General features: G+C 61.8%; 24 protein-coding genes. 22 read left to right on the top strand and 2 right to left on the bottom strand.

Features of this window, described 5'->3' with window-relative positions; translation table 11 throughout:
- The first annotated feature begins 329 nt into the window (after positions 1–329).
- The 17 genes from FFS45_RS25855 (at position 330) to FFS45_RS25775 (ending at position 9,749) form a co-directional block, all read left to right on the top strand.
- Positions 330–530 carry a hypothetical protein gene (locus FFS45_RS25855; RefSeq protein ID WP_137957476.1) on the top strand — a complete coding sequence of 67 codons (201 nt, stop codon included), beginning with the start codon at positions 330–332 and terminating at the stop codon, positions 528–530.
- Entirely contained in the window at positions 506–790 is a 285-nt protein-coding gene (locus FFS45_RS25850) for a hypothetical protein (RefSeq protein WP_171029752.1), read from the top strand. Before FFS45_RS25855 ends, FFS45_RS25850 begins: the two co-directional genes overlap by 25 nt.
- 9 nt (positions 791–799) lie before the next feature.
- On the top strand, positions 800–1,057 hold the full coding sequence (locus tag FFS45_RS25845; RefSeq protein WP_137957474.1) for a hypothetical protein: 258 nt from the start codon (positions 800–802) through the stop codon (positions 1,055–1,057).
- Positions 1,054–1,227, top strand: coding sequence for a hypothetical protein (locus FFS45_RS41865; protein WP_171029751.1), 174 nt, complete (start codon positions 1,054–1,056; stop codon positions 1,225–1,227). Before FFS45_RS25845 ends, FFS45_RS41865 begins: the two co-directional genes overlap by 4 nt.
- Before the next feature lies 1 nt (position 1,228).
- A complete protein-coding gene (locus FFS45_RS42155; protein ID WP_212745758.1) occupies positions 1,229–1,588 on the top strand; it encodes a hypothetical protein in 360 nt (119 codons plus the stop codon).
- Positions 1,589–1,590: 2 nt separating this feature from the next.
- Positions 1,591–2,370 carry a hypothetical protein gene (locus FFS45_RS42150; protein WP_137957473.1) on the top strand — a complete coding sequence of 260 codons (780 nt, stop codon included), beginning with the start codon at positions 1,591–1,593 and terminating at the stop codon, positions 2,368–2,370.
- Positions 2,371–2,621: 251 nt separating this feature from the next.
- Positions 2,622–3,047: a hypothetical protein gene (locus tag FFS45_RS25830; RefSeq protein WP_137957472.1), complete on the top strand. Its 426-nt coding sequence runs from the start codon at positions 2,622–2,624 to the stop codon at positions 3,045–3,047.
- A gap of 9 nt (positions 3,048–3,056) precedes the next feature.
- A complete protein-coding gene (locus FFS45_RS25825; RefSeq protein WP_137957471.1) occupies positions 3,057–4,832 on the top strand; it encodes a ParB/RepB/Spo0J family partition protein in 1,776 nt (591 codons plus the stop codon).
- Between the two features lie 2 nt (positions 4,833–4,834).
- A complete protein-coding gene (locus FFS45_RS25820) occupies positions 4,835–5,140 on the top strand; it encodes a hypothetical protein (protein WP_137957470.1) in 306 nt (101 codons plus the stop codon).
- 98 nt (positions 5,141–5,238) lie between these two features.
- Positions 5,239–5,889 (top strand): DUF1566 domain-containing protein, encoded by a 651-nt coding sequence (locus FFS45_RS25815; RefSeq protein WP_137957469.1) that lies wholly within the window; start codon positions 5,239–5,241, stop codon positions 5,887–5,889.
- 29 nt (positions 5,890–5,918) lie between these two features.
- Positions 5,919–6,425 (top strand): hypothetical protein, encoded by a 507-nt coding sequence (locus tag FFS45_RS25810; protein WP_137957468.1) that lies wholly within the window; start codon positions 5,919–5,921, stop codon positions 6,423–6,425.
- Between the two features lie 13 nt (positions 6,426–6,438).
- Positions 6,439–6,819: a four helix bundle protein gene (locus FFS45_RS25805; RefSeq protein ID WP_137957467.1), complete on the top strand. Its 381-nt coding sequence runs from the start codon at positions 6,439–6,441 to the stop codon at positions 6,817–6,819.
- A 197-nt stretch (positions 6,820–7,016) separates the two neighbouring features.
- Positions 7,017–8,204, top strand: a complete 1,188-nt coding sequence (locus tag FFS45_RS25800; RefSeq protein WP_137957466.1) for an RNA-directed DNA polymerase — start codon at positions 7,017–7,019, stop codon at positions 8,202–8,204.
- A 3-nt stretch (positions 8,205–8,207) separates the two neighbouring features.
- Entirely contained in the window at positions 8,208–8,399 is a 192-nt protein-coding gene (locus tag FFS45_RS25795) for a hypothetical protein (RefSeq protein WP_137957465.1), read from the top strand.
- Between the two features lie 267 nt (positions 8,400–8,666).
- Complete coding sequence (locus FFS45_RS25785) at positions 8,667–9,026, top strand: hypothetical protein (RefSeq protein WP_137957463.1); 360 nt, start codon at positions 8,667–8,669, stop codon at positions 9,024–9,026.
- On the top strand, positions 9,023–9,361 hold the full coding sequence (locus FFS45_RS25780) for a hypothetical protein (RefSeq protein WP_137957462.1): 339 nt from the start codon (positions 9,023–9,025) through the stop codon (positions 9,359–9,361). Before FFS45_RS25785 ends, FFS45_RS25780 begins: the two co-directional genes overlap by 4 nt.
- A gap of 10 nt (positions 9,362–9,371) precedes the next feature.
- Positions 9,372–9,749 (top strand): hypothetical protein, encoded by a 378-nt coding sequence (locus FFS45_RS25775; protein ID WP_137957461.1) that lies wholly within the window; start codon positions 9,372–9,374, stop codon positions 9,747–9,749.
- Positions 9,750–9,793: 44 nt separating this feature from the next.
- Here the strand turns inward: FFS45_RS25775 and FFS45_RS25770 are convergent, their stop codons facing one another.
- Positions 9,794–10,027, bottom strand: a complete 234-nt coding sequence (locus tag FFS45_RS25770; protein ID WP_137957460.1) for a hypothetical protein — start codon at positions 10,025–10,027, stop codon at positions 9,794–9,796.
- Between the two features lie 34 nt (positions 10,028–10,061).
- On the opposite strand from FFS45_RS25770, the gene FFS45_RS25765 reads away from it, so the two are divergent.
- The 5 genes from FFS45_RS25765 (at position 10,062) to FFS45_RS25745 (ending at position 12,678) form a co-directional block, all read left to right on the top strand.
- Complete coding sequence (locus tag FFS45_RS25765) at positions 10,062–10,487, top strand: ASCH domain-containing protein (RefSeq protein ID WP_137957459.1); 426 nt, start codon at positions 10,062–10,064, stop codon at positions 10,485–10,487.
- Complete coding sequence (locus tag FFS45_RS25760) at positions 10,484–10,696, top strand: hypothetical protein (RefSeq protein ID WP_137957458.1); 213 nt, start codon at positions 10,484–10,486, stop codon at positions 10,694–10,696. The genes FFS45_RS25765 and FFS45_RS25760 overlap by 4 nt, the downstream gene beginning before the upstream one ends.
- A gap of 32 nt (positions 10,697–10,728) precedes the next feature.
- The gene (locus tag FFS45_RS25755) at positions 10,729–11,268 is read left to right on the top strand and encodes a hypothetical protein (RefSeq protein ID WP_212745757.1); all 540 of its coding nucleotides are present in this window, start codon (positions 10,729–10,731) and stop codon (positions 11,266–11,268) included.
- Complete coding sequence (locus FFS45_RS25750; protein WP_137957456.1) at positions 11,265–11,492, top strand: DUF4224 domain-containing protein; 228 nt, start codon at positions 11,265–11,267, stop codon at positions 11,490–11,492. Before FFS45_RS25755 ends, FFS45_RS25750 begins: the two co-directional genes overlap by 4 nt.
- A gap of 223 nt (positions 11,493–11,715) precedes the next feature.
- On the top strand, positions 11,716–12,678 hold the full coding sequence (locus FFS45_RS25745) for a tyrosine-type recombinase/integrase (protein WP_137957455.1): 963 nt from the start codon (positions 11,716–11,718) through the stop codon (positions 12,676–12,678).
- Here FFS45_RS25745 and FFS45_RS25740 read toward each other — a convergent pair.
- On the bottom strand, positions 12,623–12,952 hold the full coding sequence (locus FFS45_RS25740; RefSeq protein WP_137957454.1) for a hypothetical protein: 330 nt from the start codon (positions 12,950–12,952) through the stop codon (positions 12,623–12,625). The two genes, FFS45_RS25745 and FFS45_RS25740, sit on opposite strands and share 56 nt — an antisense overlap.
- Between the last annotated feature and the right edge of the window lie 300 nt (positions 12,953–13,252).

Genomic DNA, 13,252 nt, shown 5'->3' with positions numbered 1-13,252 from the left:
CGCGCCGAAAGCCGAAGTGAAACGCAGCCCCCATCAGGTCCAGGTTCGTCACTTCACATTGAGATATCGCCGCACGGCGATATCAGCTTTCCGCCGATCGTCGTCCAGCGACCGCACGCGCTCGCGCTGTTGAGGATGGTGCTGGCCGTCTCAGATCACCTACTCAACGTCCACGTCGGACACGCTCGCTAAACATAGGCTCACCTATGTTTGCCGCCTTCGGGCGGCTTTTTTACGCCCATATTTGAAAATATAGTTTTCCCTATTGACAGGCATTTATCGGCTAGCCTATATTTCGGTCAACGCAGCGCCACTCAATGGAGCGAACGATGTCCGACCAACAGTCAGCAACACCCACCGGCAGCACCCGGCGCGGCGCGCGCGCTGTGAAGTCGGCCTTCCGGATCATCCGTAACACGCTCGCCATCCTCGGGCTGCTGTTCGTCTATCTGCTTGTGACCGGCTATATGCAGTATCAGGACCGCGTCGCCGCCGGCGATACGTCGTGTTCGCTCACTCATTGCGTGTGATCGCCATGCGACCGGTTCCCGTCCATCTCCCCGACGAAGCGCTCGAGCCTGTGTGCCGCGCGATGGGTCTCCCATCGCCGTGCGACCTGCCTCCCGCCGTGCGCGCCGCCGTCAATGCGCAGGCCCACGCCCAGCGCGAGCCGAACCCCCGCGTGCGCCGCTCGCCGCGCGTACCCGCGCGCCCCGTCCATCAGGCATCGCTCGGTTTCGACGATCAGTGCGTCGATATCAAGCGCCGCGCCGCCAACGACCTCGACTAGGAGCGAATCGTGGCCTCTATCGAAAACATTACCGATTGGGATAGCGCGAACGCCGGAATCGCCGAAATGGACGGCCCGACGCTCATCGCCCAGCACCTCGTCCAACGCGGTGCGATTCATGCCGTCGAGCGAGCGCTCGAACTCGGGCTGTCCGAGAGCAATCTGCGCGAAATGCTCGCGAATCTCAAGACCTTCAAGGGAATCGTCGAGCTCACCGCCGCGGCTAAGGGCGTGAAGCTGATCTCGGAAGAAGAGGCCCGGTCATGAGCGTCCGCGATCTCATCCTCCTCGCGTTATTCACGCTCGGCGCTGCAGCCTATGCGGCCGTGCGCGTCGGCGCAATGTTCGACGCCGAATTCGATTCTTCCTCCCCCGCGAACGATGTACGGGATCAAACGGGGGCGCGGTCGCGGCGCGCCTCCCGTTGGGGAAAGTGACATGCGTTATTACCACGGTGGCGTTGGCCACCTGCAGAAAGGACAGTTCCTGCTGCCGCCCGTCGTTACGCTGCTGACCAAGTCGTGCAGCGAGTTCGGCGCCGCGAGCATTCACCGTCGCGATCGCGTCTATGTGACAACCGATGCGCACGCCGCCTTTATCTTTGCCGCAGGCGCGCCGGCGCGCACCGCGGCCGTCTACGAGGTCGAGCCCGAAGATCTGGCGCACGATCCGGACTGCAGCGTGATCGGCACGTCGTTCGAGTGCCTTCGCGCGAGGATCGTCCGCGTCGTTCAGGTGCTGACTCCGGACGAGCGCGAGCGCGTGATGTTCGGCCTCGCATTGGCGATCGAGGCCTGACCGTGAAGAACGTCGCCCATCCCCATATGTTTCCCGGCGTCAGTTCCGGCGCCGCGGTCGACATCGAGCCGCCCGAGGCAGTCGCCAAGGAAGCGGTGGCTACTGATGCCGATGTCGGCGGCATCGCCGCAACGCCGGCTCTGGCCACGGCATGGGCGAACAATTTTCTTCCGAAGAAGCTCACCGAGATCGAAGAGACCCGGCACGCGACTCGCGCCGATGAGGTGATCGCATACCTGCGTGCTAACGGTCCTTCGCCGGCTGCGGATCTCTGTAGAGCGCTCGGCATCACGTCCAAAGCCGGCATCACGCCTTTCATCAATCGTGCATTGAAGGAAGGCCGCATTGTGCGCGTCGACGGCAAATATACCGTCGGTGGCGAAGTGGGCACCAAGCCTGCCACCGAGCCGACGCCGGTTCCCAAAGCCATCTCCCATTTCGAGAAGGCGACAGCGATCGTCGCAATGCGCAAGCAAAGCAGGACGAAAGAAGCGGCAGCTGCCAAGCCGCCCGCCGCACCTTCGCCAGCACCAGCAGCGACGCCCGCGCCCGCGCCGGAGCCGACGCCTGTACCCGCGCCGGCGCCAGCACCAGCACCAGCTGATGTAGTCGCCACGCCCGCAAAACCCGGTCGAAAGCCGTTGCTCGTCGTGTCGATCGGCCAGCTGCAGCTACTCGCTTGGGCTGGCGGTGGCATCACGATCCAGACCGAAGACGCCTCAATCGAACTCGAGGCGATTCAGACGCGCGCGTTGTTGGTGCTCGCGGAGCTGCACAACTGATTTTGCGGTGGTCTCTCGCCGGCTGTGACCCCTGTCCGGCGAGTTTTTTTGGTGGGCGGCTTGCATAGCGCCCGTTTTTTGAGGATCCGCATGCACCGCCGCCCGCGCCCGCGCCCGCCGACCCTCTGGCAATTGCTGGTCGACCTGCAGGCAAACAGCATCTCGCTTCGGGATGCGTATCGACTCACCCGCGCGCATGTGCGCGCCGCCCAGCGTCGGCGCGTGACGCACAAAACGAAGGGATCAACGCCATGAAGAAGATTTTCCTTTTCAACGACTCGCGGCCCAGCGACCACCTCCAGTCCGTCGTGGCACTCGGCGAAGACGGTCAGCGTGTCGGCTGCATTAAGTTCGATAACTACACGATGCCGCACTTCCTGTTCGCGCTCGGTGTCGATCACGAGATGCGCGTCGAGGATCCTGACATTGTCGAGCCGCTCAACGCGACGCGAGCGAACAACCTTCGCCGTTACGACAGTGTCTATGGTCCGGGCAACTGGACACTCGTTTGGCTCGTCGCGCCCAAATCGAATGAGGAATGGCGGCACGCGCTCGACCTGTTCCGCCGACGTCAGACGCCGGCAGAGCGCTCCGGTGTCGCATTCAGCAACGAAGCACTGGCCAGCCTGCTTGGCGCGATCTTCGCGCCGGCGGTCGCTCCGCACACCACGCATTGAGCCGACGACATGAAGACGCAAACCGCCGCCCTCCCTAGCCGCCTTCCTATCGGCGTGATCAAACGATCGCCGACGAACCCGCGCAAGCGTTTTCCGGAAGCCGAGCACCTCGAGCTGACCGCCAGTGTAGAGAAGCACGATGTGCTTCAGCCATTGCTCGTTCGACCGTGGCCTAACGTTCCCGGCGATTACGAGCTCGTCGCCGGCGAGCGTCGGCACCGCGCGGCCGAGGCCGCAGGCAAAGCCGATGTGCCGGTGCTGATCAAGGATCTCACTGACGACGAAGTGCTGCATATCCAGATCATCGAGAACCTGCAGCGCAAAGACGTTCACCCCCTCGAGGAAGCCGACGGCTACAAGGCGCTTGTCGACCGCGGCCACACTGTCGAACAGATCGCTAATGAAGTCAGCCAAACGCGCACCTACGTCGCGCAGCGCCTGAAGCTCACGGCGCTGATCGAGCCGGCACGCAAGCTCTTCTTCGACGGCAAGCTGAACGCCGGCACCGCGCTCATCGTCGCCCGGCTCCCCGAGGATCTGCAGCAGAAAGCCGCGAAAGAGATCACTGCGGAGGACTGGACCGGCACGGCGATGTCCGCGAAGCGTGCTTCGGAGCACGTTCAGAAGATCTACATGCTCCGGCTGGATCAGGCGCCGTTCAAGCCGTCAGATGCCGAGCTTGTTCCCGCGGCCGGCGCGTGCGGCCCGTGCCCGAAACGCACCGGTAATCAAACCGACCTCTTCGACGACGTGAAGAGCAAGGAGATCTGCACTGACCCCGGCTGCTTCGAGAAGAAGCGTGCAGCGGCGGTCGCGCTGAAGCGCGCCGAAGCCGAAGCAACGGGCCGCACGGTTATCGCTGGGAAGGAAGCAAAGCAGGTCAAGCCCAACCAGTATGGCCAGATGACTGGCGGCTGGGTCAATCTGGACGACCATTGCTCCGACGATCCGAAGTACCGCACCTATCGCCAAATCATCGGCGCCAAGGCAGTGAAGGAAGCCGCGCTCTTCGAGGATCCACACAACAACAAGCTCGTCGATGTGATGCAGCGATCAGACCTGAAAAAGGTTCTGGCCGATAAGGGCGTCCAGGCGCGCAGCACCAGCTCGTCGAATGGCGGCGAGGCGGCTGCGAACGCAAAGAAGAAGGCTGCTGACGCTTACCGCGGCGAGCTATTCCGTCAGGTGCGCGCCAAGCAAGGTATCAAGGGGTTAAGCGACTTCGAAATGAAAATGGTCGCCCTCACGTTCTACCGGCGGCTCTGGAGTGAAAACCAGAAGCGCATCACGAAGCTGTACGAGTGGGGCGTAAAGGGGCTCACCGAAGCGGAGTTCGCTAAGAAGCTCGACGAGATCGAGAGAAACGACCCAGAGGTGCTTGCGCAGCTCGTGATGGATATCGCGCTTATCGATGAGTCGGTATCTGCGACCTACTCATCACGTGGTCCGGATTTGCTTGAGGCGACAGCCCGCGCGCGGGGTATCGATCCGGCTGCAATCAAAAAGCAGCTCGACGCGGCCGCGAAGGAAAAAGCGAAACCGAAGCCGAAGGCCGCGCCGGCGAAGAAGGCGCAGGTCAAGATCCCGGCCGAGAAGATCCCGGCTGTGAAGAAGCCGCCAGTCGCGAAGCCTGTCGCGCCCGCACCGGTAAAGGGAGTGCCGGCAAAGAAGGTCGCGGCCAAGAAGGTACCGCGCAAGTCCGCGGCGAAGCCTAAAACATCCCCGGCGCGCCTTGAACTATCGCCAGCCGCCGCGTGGCCCTTTCCCACCACCGTGGGACCCTGATCATGACTGACATCCTCGAAACGGCTCGCGCAGCCGGCCTCATGGTGCTGCTCAACGGCCGCATCGGACGTGAGGGCTACCAAAGCGTGTCCGGATCCGTCGCGGCGCTCGAGCGCTTCGTCGACGCGCTCTATCCGCCGGCCGGTACCGACGCCAATCTGATCGAACGCCTGCGCAATCGCGCAGCCCTGCAGATCGACGACAACGATGCTTTCATCATGCGCGAAGCGGCACGTGCGCTCGCGCGGCAGCACTACGTGAACCTTGCCAACGAGGCAAAGCTAGCGGCGATCACGCTTTCGAATTGAGTGGGACGGCGCGCTTTTCCTCGGGGCGCGACGTGTGTCTTGCCCGGGCTTCGGCCCGGGCCTTTTTCGAAATTCGACATCAGACATTGGAGAACGAAGTGAACGCATTTTCCGAATTGAACACGGTCATCGGCACGCTGCCCGCCATCGGCGAGCGCTTTGACGGCGGCTTCCTGAACGGCCTTTATGTGCACGGAGGTTTTCTGAAGGCGCAGATCTCCGCGCCGAAGGCCGAAGGCGGCCACCACGCTCCGACCGTCTGGCACGACAGCTATGAGCTCCTCGCGGATGCATGCGACTTCGTCGACGGCGCCGCTGGCACCAAAGCCATGGCGGCCGCCGGCAGCAAGCTCGCGCAATGGGCGATCGATCTGCGCATAGATGGCCGCGACGACTGGCATCTGCCTGCGCTCCAACAGCTCGAGCGCATTTACCGGATGGCGAAGCCGACCGACGAAAAGAACTGGCAGGGCAACTGCGGCGCAAACCCGAGCAGCTGGCCGCCCACCAACGTCTATACCGCAGACTTGCCCCCGCGCACGTCACTCGCCCTATTCCTGCCGGGTGCCTCCGAGGCATTTGAGCCTGTAGTGATGTGGTCGGCTACGCAGCACCCGGACTACCCGAGCATCGCGTACGTCCAGGACTTCGACGATGGCAGCCAGGACTGGAACCGCAAGGGCAACGAGTTCGGCGCTGTCGCCGTCCGCAGCTCAATTATTTGTCCCTTCGATTATTTCGCTGGCTAACCCGTTTCACTTTCTCACCAAGGAGCTTCATGAACACCACCATTATCAAGGCACCTCGCGTGGGTGCCTATTGGGAAGGCGAAGGCGGCCTCAACAGCGGAATTTTCACGCCGCGCGATGGCTCCGAGCCTCGGATCCTGATCGTCGATCTCGTTCAAATGCTCCAGCGCAAACGCTGGGGGAAAACGGGCAATGTCGCCGGTGCGACGAACTTGTTTGACGGCGCCGCGAACACTCGCGCCATTCTCGAAGCCGATCCGGATAACGAAATCGCGAAACACGCGACATCACTTGATATCGACGGCCATCGAGACTTTTTCTGGCCATCGATCTTCGAGCTCACCCATCTGTTCGTAACGGTGGGCGACAAGATCCTTGAGGCCCTGGACGGCTACGGTGCATGGTCGGCTACGCAGCACCCGGACCACCCGAGCAACGCGTGCGTCCAGGGCTTCGACGATGGCGGCCAGGTCTGGGGCCACAAGGACTACGAGTTCGGCGCTGTCGCCGTCCGCAGTAAATCATTGAATCATTAAGTCATTTCGCAGCATGGCCCTCCATACCACCCTGAAAATTTACAAGACGGCGCGGGAGCTCACAACGCTCACCAGTCGGCTTGTAGCCCGCATGGACCGCAACTATCGATCCGTCGATGGCGCGCGGCTCGTGGGGCACTCGCGAACGATCCTGAAGCACATCCGGCATGCGAATCAGGCAAGCGGCAACGATAAGGTTCCCCATCTCGACCTGCTTCTCGACGACCTCACGGACGTTGAGGTCGACCTGGGTGTCTGCGTTGATCTGCGCCTGATATCGACGCTGGCTTATGCCGATGCAGTCGGTCTCGCGAGTGATCTTGGAAAACAGGCTATGGGATGGAGAAACTATTCCGCACAGCAGCCCGTTTCACGGCCGTCAAGGCGACCGTGACAGAGCATCTATCTGGTCGTGCCGCTGGGCCACAAGCCCACCGACAAGCGCATAACGGAAACCACCAGCGGTGTCTGGAACGGTCCGGCGCAGTTTCCCGGCTGATCGGCGCGAGCCTTCGCCCGGGCGACGTGGATAGCACGAATGGGCGCAGCACCCGGACAACCCGAGCAACGCGTACGTCCAGAACTTCGACAATGGCAACCAGAACTGGAACCACAAGGACAACGAGTTCGGCGCTGTCGCCGTCCGCAGATCGATTCGCGGGACGATTCGATGGCCATGCTGACTTTTCTTTTCGCGAGCTCGTGCACGCCTATTTTGACTGCAGGCGGCACAAGCTCAATACCTACTCGGCACTCCTCTTCGAACATGAACGAGAGCCGAATCTCGTCGAGCTGTTTGATGAGCTCGTCAGCGGCGCATGGCGTCCGGGCCCGTCGATCTGCTTTTGCGTCGAGCGCCCGAAGATCCGAGAAGTCTGGGCCGCCAGCTTCCGCGACCGGATCGTGCATCACCTGCTTTACAACCGGATCCACGCACGATTCGAGAACGCATTCATCGCCGACTCGTGCGCCTGCATCAAGGGGCGCGGCACTCTATACGCCGCGCGCCGCCTCGAGGCGAAGATCCGTTCGGTCACCCGGAACTGGGCGTGTCCCGCCTATTACCTGAAGTGTGATCTTGCCAACTTCTTCGTCAGTATCGACAAACGGATCGTGCTCGAACTGTTGCTCGAGAGGATCCGCGAGCCATTCTGGCGCGTGTTGACGGAGCTCGTGTTGATGCATGACCCGCGCGCTGACTTTGAGTTTCGTGGCGATCGGCGGTTGATGGAACGCGTGCCGCCGCACAAGCGCCTGATGGAACAGCCCGTGGATTTCGGGCTGCCAATCGGCAACCTGCCGAGCCAGTTCGGGGCGAACGTGCTGCTCGATGTGTTCGACCAGCACGTGAAACACCAGCTCCGCGTGCGTCATTACATCCGCTACGTCGACGACTTCATTTTTCTGGACGAGTCGGCCGAGCGCCTCAACGAGATCCTCGCGGATGTGACGTCCTTCCTGCCGATGCGGCTCGGCGTGCAGCTCAATCCGAGCAAGACAATACTGCAGCCTGTCGAGCGCGGTGTGGACTTCGTCGGTCAGGTCATCAAGCCGTGGCGTCGTTCAACGCGCAAACGCACTCGTAATGAAGCGTTGCATCGCGTTGCGACTGCGCCGGCCGGCGATCTCGTCAAGCGCGCCAACTCCTATTTCGGATTGTTCGACCAGGCGACCGCCAGCCGTCGCGATCGCGCGGCACTCGCAAATGTCGTACGCGGCTGTGGGCATGCCGTAAATGCCGCCTTCACTCAAACCTACCCCCGTTCATTGGAGACCTGATCCATGAGCTTCGACTACATCAAATCGTATTACGGCGTCGACCCGAAGCGCGGCCAGCGCGTCACCGCGTTTGGCAAGCCGGGTGTCATCACGGGAGCTGATGGTCAGTACGTGAACATCCGCCTGGACGGCCAGAAGCATTCGAACCCCTACCACCCCACCGACGGCATCGACTACGCGCCGGAAGCCAAGTAACGATCATGCCCTGCACGCCCTTTCGTCTGCCCAGCGGCATCTCCGGCATCGTCTGCACCCGCGGGAGGAAGCGCGTGCATCGCTGCTCGGTTGCCGGCTGCGGCGCGCCAAGCGGCTTCCAGTGCGACCATGTAACGAAGCCGGGAAAGACATGTGATCGGCATCTCTGCGCGAAGCATGCGCACGAGATCAGCGCGGACTTTCACTGCTGCCCCGAGCATCGTCAGCCAGTGCAGACCGAACTGTTTTGATACCCAAGGTGCAGAAATGAACAACCCCATTTTGATCGGCCAAGCAGAAGAGATCGACCTCGTGCAGCCGAAGGTGCGTGCGATGCTTGAGAACGAAGGCGTTTATATCGGCGGCGATTCGAGACAGCCGAACCTCCTCGTGGTGCTCGTCTCCCAGGACGGCAAGATCTGGGACACGCGGCTCGACAACGAGCTCGCGCCCGAGCGCTTCCTCGACACACTGACGCTGCACGGCCCGTATGTTCCCCAGCCGCCCGCGTCCGCGCATGGCCTCTCTGAATCGGAGATTGCAAGCATCGCCGGCGGCTGCATGGAAACCGGCCGCTACGACCTGTTCATGACGTTGATTCAAGACGCGCTGCGGAGCAAACAGTGAAAGCCCGCGTCGTCACAGCCGACCAGGTGCTCACGCAGATTCGCGGCGGCTCGATGACGCTGGCCGAGCTCGCGAGTACCTTCTGGGTCGACGAAGGCACGGTCAAGCCCGTCATCGCCGAGTTGCTCTCGAAGAGCCGCATCGAGGTCAGCAACAACGCGAAAAAGGAAGTGCGCTACAAGGTCGCCGGTGCGAAGAAGGGGCCGAAGGAACGACTAAACACATCGGTAGCGGCCGCGCCAACGCCTCCCCCTCTGAAAGGCGAGATCAAGGGCTATACGGATGAAATGCGCCAGCGCGTTGAGCTGGCGATGCTTGGGAGAGGACGGGGATGAGCTACGAAGTATGGGGGAGCCCGACGACGGGCCTGAGCTGCCGGAGGGTTGGCTCGACGAGGACGGTGCTCAGGACCTGCGCGACGAGATCGCGCGTCTCAACGCCATCATCCACACACCGCACTCCGACGACTTCTGGAAGGCGGTCAGCATCGAGGCCGAGTTCCAGCATCAGACGCGCGGCGCCGATGACGGCGACAAGACGCCGGCCGCGTGGTTCTGGCTCGTCGGCTATCTGGCTGGCAAAGCCCTGCACGCGCACGCCGCCGGCAACACCGAGAAGGCTGAGCACCACATCATCACCACTGCGGCCGCGCTCGCCAACTGGCATCGGGCGATGTTCGGCAAGACCAACATGCGTCCGGGTATTGAGGAGCAAAAGGCATGAGCGATAACGGAAAAGGCGAATCGACCTTCCACTTATCAGGTCGACTAGCCATCGATATGACGATCGATTGCCTGCCGGATGCGCTGAAACGATGCATTAAACGCACCTTCGAGATCAGCGAATCGGCCTGCTGCAACGCCGTCAATAGGTACGTTCATCCGCGACCCCTGTGTCGTCAAGCGCATCCATTGCAGCCCCACATAAAAGCCGTCGGGCTTTCCGTCGACGCCGGACGTCATCTCGAATCCGCGATAAATGTGATTGCGTTCGTCGACCATGGTTTCCCCCTATCGGTTCTGGAGAAATCGTAGCATGAAAGCACTTTCCGTCCGCCAGCCATGGGCGTGGCTGATCGTCAACGGCCACAAGGACATCGAAAACCGCACCTGGCCGACTCGCTTTCGGGGCCGCGTGCTGATCCATGCCGGCAAGACGATGACCCGCGACGAATACGATGACGGCCTCGCGACGGCTATGCACGTCGGCTACCGCTCGTTCTTTCCCCCGCGCGAGCAGCTCGAGCGCGGGGGCATCGTCGGCGTGGCCACGATTGTCGACTGCCTTCCCCCGGGTGCCGACGCGTCGCAGTGGCACGCGCACGAACAGTTCGGTTTCCGGATGGCAGATCCGAAGCCCATCCCGTTTGTCGAGTGCAAAGGCGCCCTCGGATTCTTTGACGTGCCGGCGGCCGTAGCCGAGCAACTGCGCCAGATGCACGAACTCGGAGCAATCACATGATCGAAACCAGGTCCCTCGCCGACGCGCTGCCGGACGAAATCGGGCGCGTAACCAAGATCCTCGGCCACTACGTCGAGATTGGCCCCGCCGGCGCGCCGGGTGCACTGATGATCCGGACGTCGCTCGACCTCGCGACGCGCGCTCTCGCGCGAGGCGACGTTATCGCGATGATTCTGGCATACGAGGATCTGAAGGAATACACGGCATGACGACCGCTTACCCACTCAGTTGGCCAGCATCGATGCCGCGCGCCAGCCGTCGCGAAAAAGGGGCATTCAAGACCACGCTCGCCGGTGCTCTGAAGAACGTGCAGGATTCACTGCGCCTCTTCGGTCGTGACAGTGGCAAGCCCGTCAGCGGTGTCGTGCTGTCGTCCAACGTCACCCTGGGCGCCGACCGGCCCGCGGATCCCGGCGTGGCCGTCTGGTTCACGTGGGAAGGCGCGCAGTACTGCATCCCGGTCGACCGCTACGAGACGCCGGCAGCGAACCTGCAGGCGATTCATCACGTGCTCGAGGCGCGCCGCGTCGAGCTGCGGCACGGTACGCTCGCGCTCGTGCGCGCGACGTTCGCTGGTTTCCGGTCGCTGCCGGCGCCAGCGGCCGCTCGCAACTGGCGAGAAGTGATCGGCGTGGGGCCCGAAGTCCGCGATATGCCGGCCGTACGCATTGCCTTTAAAAAGGCCGCCAGCAAGGCCCATCCAGACAAGGGCGGCAGCGATGCAGCGATGAGCGAGCTCAACGCCGCGCTTGCGGCCGCTGAGAAGGAGTTGAACAGATGAGCGACTATCTTTCCGCCCAGGAGCTTGCAGACCTTATCGGCTGCAAACCAAACCAGCGCACCGCAATGTCCCACTGGCTCACGGACAATCATTGGCGTTTCGTCGTCGATAAAAACGGGCTGCCGAAGGTCGCTCGCGAGTATCGCGACAGGAAACTAGGTATTTCGACGGATTCAAACTCTTCTAAGTTCGATGCCACTCCGAATCTCCAAGCCTTCGCATGACGCGCAGCCGGCGACCAATGAGTCGACCGGAATCGATCGCCTATACAAGCGCTTTGGCGTCCGCAAGGTCTCGTATTGGTACAAGCATCCAGACGGTCGAAGTGAGACGCTAGGCGCTGCGCCCCGAGGCGACCGGACTGCCATATCGGCCGCGGAGCGCAGCGCTAAGCGTAAAGCGCTCGACATTCAAGCTGGAAAGATACTCGCTGGATCTGTCGCCGATATGATCGACCGCTTCCGGGAGGATATCGACACTGAGCATTTCCGCGACCAATCGAAGGACGGTTTAGCCGTCCGCAAAGGCGCGTACGATCGGCTGACGAAGTTTTTCGGGCGTATGGCGCCGATGAAGCTGGAAACCTATAACGGTTATCAGTATCTGGAAGCGAGAGCTAAGGCGGGAGCGCCTATCGGCGCCAACAAGGACATGGCCCTGATGCAGACGGTCTGCAACTACGCCATTCGTTGGGGGGTGATGAAGGCCAATCCGTTCGTTGGAATGATGCTGAACAAGGCCGATAAAGACGTCCGGACGGTCGAGCGCAGCCAGGTGGTGCGCTTCTACCTATGGTCGCTGCGGCAAGAGCAGGCGTATCGAACGATGGGTCTGGCAGCGATGTTCTGCTACCTGACCGGCTTTCGCGCCGCCGAGATCCGGCCGTTCCATATGTCCGGCATCACTGACGCCGGCGTGAAGGTAGCCAACGCCAAACGGAAGCGCGGGCAAGAAGAGACGGTGAAGTTGCGCCACTGGTCGACACGGCTGCGCGTCGTGGTCGAGCGCGCGAAACGCGACCGCAAGGTCGACAGCCTGTTCCTGTTTCCGAACCGCCGCGGCCAGCCGTATTCGAAGAGCGGGTGGGGATCTGTCTGGCAGGACGCGATGTACCACTATGTCGGCCAGTTCGACAAGGGAATCGCCCGGGAGTATGAGGCGAAGAAGATGCACGAGGCAGCGCAGCGCATTGCGAACCGCGTGAACAGCCCGATCCGCGGCGGGATGGACCTGCAGCTCACCAAACACCCTGCGTACTTCTCGATGCTCGATATCCGGCCGACGGCGATTACCGCGAAGCTCGAGCAAGGTGACGACGACGCGTACGACTTCGCCGCCCACTCCAACCCCGCCACTACTCATCGCCATTACGACCGTCGGAAAGTGAAGGCGGCTCGCGCCACCGAATAGAGCTTAGGATGAGACCGCCTCGGGCTCCGAGGCGGTCCTTCTCCCATTGCAGCCTCTCGATCTGCGATTTCAGGGTCTTGAGCGCCTCGTCGTCCTTCTTGTCCCACAACGCATACATCACGTTCAACGCATCTGCATGCGCATCGCTCATCACGAGACGCGCACGGTGCACCTCGAGTATCAGTCGCCTGACGTCCGGATCTCGGAATTCACCCCAGATCCGGCGCAACTCGTTATTCGACACCGTTTCGAAATCATCTGGAAGGAGCGCCATGGCGAAGGCCAAAATACTGTATATGCATACAGTGTATCACCGTCGCGACGCGCTCCTATTTTTCGGAACGGGTCTCTGGAGAACCGCATAAAACCGTGGGGTGAATTGGCACTTTTATTCCGAAAGCCGATTGGCGAAAGCCCGAGGCGACAATGCTTGCACGGAAATTGACGGCTGGATTGTGATTCCTGTCGTCGTGGGTTCGAGTCCCATCAGCCACCCCACTGTTTCCTTCCGCAGCAATTCCCTAAGCGCAGTGCCTCGCAGTTCCTGTTTCTTGGCTCCTTTAGCTGGAACGGG

Origin of the sequence: Burkholderia sp. 4M9327F10 (assembly GCF_005503145.1) — a bacterium.
Taxonomy (GTDB): domain Bacteria; phylum Pseudomonadota; class Gammaproteobacteria; order Burkholderiales; family Burkholderiaceae; genus Paraburkholderia.
Note: the sequence above shows the minus strand (reverse complement) of the source record. Positions and strands in the feature narration are given on the sequence as shown.

What these genes read in the sequence shown, in the direction of transcription:
- FFS45_RS25855 (WP_137957476.1), top strand. Translation starts at nt 330, where the DNA reads ATGTCCGACCAACAGTCAGCAACACCCACCGGCAGCACCCGGCGCGGC.
- FFS45_RS41865 (WP_171029751.1), top strand. Translation starts at nt 1,054, where the DNA reads ATGAGCGTCCGCGATCTCATCCTCCTCGCGTTATTCACGCTCGGCGCT.
- FFS45_RS42155 (WP_212745758.1), top strand. Translation starts at nt 1,229, where the DNA reads ATGCGTTATTACCACGGTGGCGTTGGCCACCTGCAGAAAGGACAGTTC.
- FFS45_RS25830 (WP_137957472.1), top strand. Translation starts at nt 2,622, where the DNA reads ATGAAGAAGATTTTCCTTTTCAACGACTCGCGGCCCAGCGACCACCTC.
- FFS45_RS25825 (WP_137957471.1), top strand. Translation starts at nt 3,057, where the DNA reads ATGAAGACGCAAACCGCCGCCCTCCCTAGCCGCCTTCCTATCGGCGTG.
- FFS45_RS25820 (WP_137957470.1), top strand. Translation starts at nt 4,835, where the DNA reads ATGACTGACATCCTCGAAACGGCTCGCGCAGCCGGCCTCATGGTGCTG.
- FFS45_RS25810 (WP_137957468.1), top strand. Translation starts at nt 5,919, where the DNA reads ATGAACACCACCATTATCAAGGCACCTCGCGTGGGTGCCTATTGGGAA.
- FFS45_RS25805 (WP_137957467.1), top strand. Translation starts at nt 6,439, where the DNA reads ATGGCCCTCCATACCACCCTGAAAATTTACAAGACGGCGCGGGAGCTC.
- FFS45_RS25800 (WP_137957466.1), top strand. Translation starts at nt 7,017, where the DNA reads ATGGCAACCAGAACTGGAACCACAAGGACAACGAGTTCGGCGCTGTCG.
- FFS45_RS25795 (WP_137957465.1), top strand. Translation starts at nt 8,208, where the DNA reads ATGAGCTTCGACTACATCAAATCGTATTACGGCGTCGACCCGAAGCGC.
- FFS45_RS25785 (WP_137957463.1), top strand. Translation starts at nt 8,667, where the DNA reads ATGAACAACCCCATTTTGATCGGCCAAGCAGAAGAGATCGACCTCGTG.
- FFS45_RS25775 (WP_137957461.1), top strand. Translation starts at nt 9,372, where the DNA reads ATGGGGGAGCCCGACGACGGGCCTGAGCTGCCGGAGGGTTGGCTCGAC.
- FFS45_RS25770 (WP_137957460.1), bottom strand. Translation starts at nt 10,027, where the DNA reads ATGGTCGACGAACGCAATCACATTTATCGCGGATTCGAGATGACGTCC.
- FFS45_RS25765 (WP_137957459.1), top strand. Translation starts at nt 10,062, where the DNA reads ATGAAAGCACTTTCCGTCCGCCAGCCATGGGCGTGGCTGATCGTCAAC.
- FFS45_RS25760 (WP_137957458.1), top strand. Translation starts at nt 10,484, where the DNA reads ATGATCGAAACCAGGTCCCTCGCCGACGCGCTGCCGGACGAAATCGGG.
- FFS45_RS25755 (WP_212745757.1), top strand. Translation starts at nt 10,729, where the DNA reads ATGCCGCGCGCCAGCCGTCGCGAAAAAGGGGCATTCAAGACCACGCTC.
- FFS45_RS25750 (WP_137957456.1), top strand. Translation starts at nt 11,265, where the DNA reads ATGAGCGACTATCTTTCCGCCCAGGAGCTTGCAGACCTTATCGGCTGC.
- FFS45_RS25745 (WP_137957455.1), top strand. Translation starts at nt 11,716, where the DNA reads ATGATCGACCGCTTCCGGGAGGATATCGACACTGAGCATTTCCGCGAC.
- FFS45_RS25740 (WP_137957454.1), bottom strand. Translation starts at nt 12,952, where the DNA reads ATGGCGCTCCTTCCAGATGATTTCGAAACGGTGTCGAATAACGAGTTG.